This window comes from Natronospira sp. (assembly GCF_007134575.1).
Classification (GTDB): Bacteria; Pseudomonadota; Gammaproteobacteria; order Natronospirales; family Natronospiraceae; genus Natronospira; species Natronospira elongata.
On sequence record NZ_SLKM01000034.1, the window covers coordinates 1 to 6,012 of the forward strand.

Here is a 6,012-nt window from a genome sequence, read left to right on the forward strand (position 1 = left end):
AGAGACTGGACCGTCTTGCGATCACGTGAGCTGAACAGGCGGCCACCGCGATCAGCATGGTAGAGGCAGATGCCATCGTCTTCAGTGACACCAGGCACCAGAAGTTCGGCGCCATTGGCGCCGATTCGGGTGTCCGGCACCGGCCAGCCTGTCCGCTCAAGTCGCAGGGGATTGAAAAGGGACGCCAGAATTTCCTGCCAGGCAAATTCGGCGGCCTCATTACTGCGGGCGCGCACGATGGCCTCGGCAAGTGCCGGCAGATGATGCTCCAGGGTGTTGGGACTGCGGCCCGTGAGCACCTGCCAGATCCAGTGCCGCAGGGGCAAATATCCCCAGGCCACCAGAAGGACGGCGATACCCGCGGCTTCCACATAGCCCATGCCAAGAAAGGCCACCAGGGCCAGATCCAGCACGATGACACTCAGCCCGCCGAGGAACCACAGCCAGGCCATGAACCACCAGTAGTCCAGATCGAAGAGGCGGTAGCGGACCACGCCGAGCGCGAACCCCACGTAGAGCGTGACCGCGAATCCGGACAGGAAGACCTGGGAAAAGCCGGGCTTTTGCCCCATCAGGGTGGGGAGGAAATAGACCACGATACCCACACCCATGCTGATGAACACGGACAGGAATATCCACTTCATGGCCGCCCGTGCCACCGGCTTGCCGCTGGCCATCCGCCATTGGTTCACAGCCAGAAAGACGGCGCACAGGTAGAAGAACAGCAGGGGCAGATAGAAGGTGTGCCACGGCAGGTCGAACCACTGCAGGTTCTCATTGACCTGATAGGCGAGCAATAAGACCAGAATTCCGGCCAGCGCCCGCATGCGCGGCAATGGCCGGGGATAAAAGGCCAACAGACTGATGATGCCACCCAACAGCATGGCCAGGCCCAGGTGGTTCACCCGCAGCAGAAGATCAAACTGCCCCGCGGGAAGACCCAGTTCCCGGGTAATCCAGACGGCATGGGCCGCTGTGGCGATAAAAAAGCCCAGCCCGGACAGGAACAGGCAGAAGGGAGCCCACCCCTGACGCCGAAACACCCAGACAGAGGTGCTGATGAGCAGCGCCATCAGTCCGAAAAGGTGGAACAACCAGAACTGAAGCCCCAGGGACGCGACGGGCCGATTGCTACGGGGCTCAAGCTGATGGACCCCATCCTGACTGCGCAGATGAACCTCTCCACCGGCGATAATCCGAGCCAGCTCCCCCTGAAAGGTAAGATATTGATTGTAGGCCTGAAAACTGGGCTGGGTGTGGGGCTCCAAATCGGGATCATAGCCAACCAGGGAGATCCAGCGCTCACCATCGCCGCTGATGGCCAGAATCGAGTCACCGACTTCAAGGACATCGGCCAGTGGCCCGTGGGAATGAACATGGTCGACCATTACCCCCGCATCACGCTGATCGGCCGCGGTGAAGCCGGCACCGAGCCAGGGTTTGCCAAGACTGACCACCAGGGTGAGAGCGACAACAAGCAATGCCCCCAGGGTGACCAGGGACAGGAGGGGTATCGGGGCAATGGAAAAAGGACCCCGAAACGGGTAACTGACACTGCCGCTGAACACGACGACCTCAGTCGCCTTCCGGTCGGCCGGTGCTCACCAGTCCGTAGCCAATGGCCTCCCTGATCGCTTCCGCCCGCCCGGAGACGTGCAGCTTGCGATAGATGGACTTCACATAGCCCGCAGCCGTATTGGCGGTAATATCGAGTGCCTTGCCAATTTCGTGGCGATTGAAGCCCCGGGAAAGCAGTCCCAGAACTTCCATTTCCCGATCCGTCAGGCGGGGCGCGTCCGACTCCGTGCGTCGGGCACCGCCAGCGAGATACCGGAGGATGCGCCGAGACACCCCGGGAGAGAGGGGCGGATCACCGCGGGCAATGCCCTTGAGCTGAGCTACCAGGCGCTCACGAGGCTGATCCTTGAGAAGATAACCCTTGGCACCGGCGCGAATGGCATCGAAGAGATGGCGATCATCATCGTAAATGGTCGTGACGACAGCGAAGGTATCCGGGTGACCGGTCTGGATGTCGATCAGGATATCCACGCCACTACCGTCTGGCAGACTGAGATCCACCAGGGCCAGATTGTAGCCCTTCTCCAGCGCGGCGCGCCCGGCTTCCAGCGTGGCCTCCTCGTCCACCCTGGCCCCCGGAAAGGCCTCCTCGGCAAGCGCCTTTAGCCATTCCCGGGTATCCGGGTTGTCTTCGATTACCAGAATGGATTCCATCGCCTACTTTCCTTATCTTCCGCCTGGAGCCGGGATGCGTCTGCAATATGCTGCCAGGCCAATACCCGGAAATTTCCTCAGGACGATGTGCCTAGTCTAATCGCCTCTGGGCCAATCTGCACGTCCGAAAACAAACGAAGATAGTCACATTGGGGCAACAGCGCCAAAATTAATGGTCAGGGCACTTTCCAACGCCAGGGTCCAATTCTCCCGCCAGAGGGCCGCTGCCCGCCTCAAGGCCCGGATTCCCGGGCAAGCCCGGCACTCAGAACCAGAGTCAGGGCCTGGTCCACACTCATTTCCACTTCTTGCAGATGATCGGCTGGCACAAACTCCAGATCGCCCCCCGGCTGAAACGGTGCCGGAAAATACACCGGCACCCTCGCCGGGCCCTCAGGACTCAATTGCATGGGTTGCCGCTCGGCCACCAGACCAATTCGCCCCCTGCCACCAGCGCCATCCAGGACCAGGACCACGGAGGTAAAGGCAACGGGATGTTCACCGGAAAAGCGCCGGATGACCGCTCTCAAGGCCAGGTAAAGCCGGCCCAGGATCGGCAGGCGGCCAACCCGGTGGGACAGCCAGCGCCCCACCGGCGGCCCAATCCAGCTCCGGGCCAGCAACCCGGCCATCAGGATCAATAGCAAGCCTGCCAGCAACCCCATTCCGGGCAGATACCAATTGGCTGGCAACAAGGTGGCGAGTACCTGCCCCAGCATCCGCTCCGCCCCCGCCAGGAAACGAAACAACAGATAGCCAATCAGCATTGCCGGAAGCAGGGTCGCCAGACCCAGCAGAAAGAGCGCGCCCACTCGCTGCATCGTGAATTTCCCCTTCTCAATCAGTGGTTGCTGATCAGCATACCGGCTGGCTTCCAATGCGGATAGAAATGGCTCGATTACCCAGAGGTATGGCACCGAGGCGAATCAGGATGCAAGGAATCGGGGAAGTTTAGAATGGTGGCCAGGGACGGGCCAGGCGGGACCGAAATGCCGGGGGCATTTCGCAGCCCGACTGGCGACCGCGCAGGGAGGTGCGGGCCGGCCTGGGCGCCAGGGAAGGCTACCGGCACCACGGCACGCTGACAGTCGACTCACCCGCAGTAGCCGCAAGGTCGATACCGCCGACACAATAAAACAATTTGGTTCGATTCCCCGGACAGGGGGCAACAAACCCAATCGGGCTGCACGGAATCGGGGAAGTTTAGAATGGTGGCCAGGGACGGAATCGAACCGCCGACACGGGGATTTTCAGTCCCCTGCTCTACCGACTGAGCTACCTGGCCGCCGGGATGGTCTGACTGTCCCCGTCGGGGAGATGCGGAACCGCATTGACGGGAAGACGCGTATTAAACCGGTCTGAGGCCTCCCAGTCAAGGGAAGTCGACAATTTCCTGCCCACTGACGACCACCGCCTGACCTTTCCCGCGCCCACAGCCTATGATGTAGGCATGCGACGCCTCCGACTCATAATCGCTGCCCTGCTGGCTTTGGCCGCCACACCAGGCGGCGCCTTTGAAGCGGACCTGGCGAGCCTGGAGGGCTGGGGCTTCTCCGGCACCAGCGCCCACGGTCAGGGCACGACGACCCAGGGACTCAGCGGCCACGGTCTGGCCGATTGGGAAGCAGGCCTGGCATTCAATCCAGACACGCACCTGCCCTGGCTGTCACTCAGCAAACCCCTGACCGCCGCCCTGCTCCTACGGCTGGAGGCAGGTGACGCGCTGACATTGGATGATCCCCTGCACCGTCACCTTCCCGATGTGCCCAGGGATAAGCGCGGCATCCGGCTGCATCAATTGCTGAGCCACAGCTCCGGTCTGGCCGCGCAGCTGCGCCACCCCGGGTTTGACGGCCCACCGGAGTTCGAGCCGCTGGAGCGCGAGGCGTTCCTGGAGCGGGTTATGCGCAGCCGTCCGCTCGCCGCCCCCGGTGAAGCCTTTATCTACTCCAATCTGGGCTACAACCTGGCGGCGGCCGTGGCGGAGTCGAGCAGCGGTGAGCCCCTGGATGCCCTGCTGGCAGAGGAAATTCTGAAACCGGCCGGCCTGGTCAGCGTGCGCCTGGGCGGTCCGCCCGCCGGTCAGACAGAAGCCGTGGGCTACAGCGACGGGCAGCGCTGGGGGCGGTTCAGTGAACGCGCCTGGCCCGATGGCCGGCCGGGCTGGAACCTCATCGGTGCTGGCGGGCTTACCGGCAACAGCCGCGACCTGATCGGCCTGGTCCAGATGCTGCGGGGTGGGCCGCCGATGAGGGGTGAGCTGGGCGAGACATGGCGAGAACCCCGCCTCACTCTGGCCAGTGGCGAGGCCTATGCCCTGGGCCTGAGCCACCACCGGGACGACTTCGGTCGTCGCATTGGTCATGAAGGGGGCTTCGGTCCCTTCACCACGGAACTGGCCTGGTGGCCGGAGAGCGAGCGCTGGCTGGTACTGAGCAGCAATACAAGGAGCTTTCACGCCACTGATGTGCTCGCGGCCCTGGTCCGCTCAGCGGCAACTGGCAAGGCCATACCAGAGCCACCCTCGGCCAGGCTGCCTCCAGCCTGGCAGGGATTGGATGATGTGCTGAATCCAGGCGCCTCGCAAAGCATCCAACGCGTTACCCATCCCGACGGCGACTTCTGGCTCCTGTACCGCAAGGAAAACAGCCTGCGAGTACTGGCCTGCGGCGGACAAGCGGTGGCCGGCCTGCTCGAAGAAGATGAGCGGGTCCAGTCCCTGGAACGGGGTCGGGCCGTCATGGACCGACTGCGGGCATTGCTGTCCGGCTCAGCGCACCGCCCGGAGCCGAGAAACCTTCAGGAGGCCCGACTGATGCGAGAGCTGCGTGAAACATTGACCCCGGATTCGGCGTCCCCTCCCCCGCTCTGGCACCAGGGCAGTCGGCCGGCACCAGACGGTCGCTGGTGGACCGATGTCCGCATTGGTGAGGACGGGGATCGCTGGATAAGAATCGTGCAGAACGAAGCCGGGGACTGGCAGCGGGTCCTGCATGAGCCAGGCGAAAGAATCGTCCGCGCCGTGTTTCGGCACGCAGGCCAGGGCCGCCTGCAGGGTCTGGAGACCACTCGCCTGCAATCGACCGCAGCCTGGAATTTGGACATGAGCGCACTGAAACTGGCCCCGCCTGACCTGGAGGCGCGGCAACTGCAAGGTGTGCAAGACCCGGCGCATCGCCTGACTGAATGCGGACGTCACGGCTTTTGACCTGCAGCTTGCCGGGCGGCTAAGCTCAAAAACAACTGGCGGGATCATCAACGGAAACATCCCAGGGAGGTTGCCATGTCCATGGCTAGTGCAAAGCCCGCGCCGGAGGCAATCCACGCTGGCCTGAGGGATCGCTATACAACGGTCCGCCAGACCACCCTGGCACTGACCCGGGGCCTGACGGCAGAGGACATGCTGGTCCAGACGGTGGACCATGTGAGTCCCACCAAATGGCACCTCGCTCATACCACCTGGTTCTTCGAACGATTTCTGCTCCAATCCTGGCGGGACGATTACCGGGTCTTCAATCCGCACTTTGATTATCTGTTCAACTCCTACTATTTCAGGCTTGGCCAGATGCACCCCCGACCACGCCGGGGTCTGCTGAGTCGCCCCAGTCTGGAGGAAGTGCTCGACTACCGGGCCCATGTGGACGAAGCAATGGAAGCATTATTGCTCGGGGCAATGGACAAGGCACTGATCAAGCGCGTGGTACTGGGGCTCAATCATGAGCAACAGCACCAGGAACTGATCCTTACCGACATCAAGCATGTACTGGCTTCCAACCCTCT

At 62.6% G+C, this 6,012-nt stretch carries 5 protein-coding genes and 1 tRNA gene; 2 read left to right on the forward strand and 4 right to left on the reverse strand.

The window, feature by feature from the left end; translation table 11 throughout:
- The 4 genes from ACJWXQ_RS01365 to ACJWXQ_RS01380 all read right to left on the reverse strand — a co-directional run.
- Window positions 1–1,568 (reverse strand): hypothetical protein (locus ACJWXQ_RS01365; RefSeq protein ID WP_406671994.1); only part of this gene is annotated, 1,568 nt, incomplete at its 3' end.
- Between the two features lie 7 nt (window positions 1,569–1,575).
- A complete protein-coding gene (locus ACJWXQ_RS01370) occupies window positions 1,576–2,232 on the reverse strand; it encodes a response regulator transcription factor (protein WP_346052357.1) in 657 nt (218 codons plus the stop codon).
- 233 nt (window positions 2,233–2,465) lie between these two features.
- The gene (locus ACJWXQ_RS01375) at window positions 2,466–3,053 is read right to left on the reverse strand and encodes a DUF502 domain-containing protein (RefSeq protein ID WP_406671995.1); all 588 of its coding nucleotides are present in this window, start codon (window positions 3,051–3,053) and stop codon (window positions 2,466–2,468) included.
- Between the two features lie 388 nt (window positions 3,054–3,441).
- Window positions 3,442–3,517, reverse strand: a tRNA-Phe gene (locus tag ACJWXQ_RS01380).
- A gap of 165 nt (window positions 3,518–3,682) precedes the next feature.
- Between ACJWXQ_RS01380 and ACJWXQ_RS01385 the strand changes: the two genes are divergently transcribed.
- Together ACJWXQ_RS01385 and ACJWXQ_RS01390 are read left to right on the forward strand one after the other, a co-directional pair.
- A complete protein-coding gene (locus ACJWXQ_RS01385; protein WP_346052360.1) occupies window positions 3,683–5,440 on the forward strand; it encodes a serine hydrolase domain-containing protein in 1,758 nt (585 codons plus the stop codon).
- Between the two features lie 81 nt (window positions 5,441–5,521).
- A partial coding sequence (locus ACJWXQ_RS01390) for a DinB family protein (RefSeq protein ID WP_406671996.1) occupies window positions 5,522–6,012 on the forward strand: 491 nt, incomplete at its 3' end.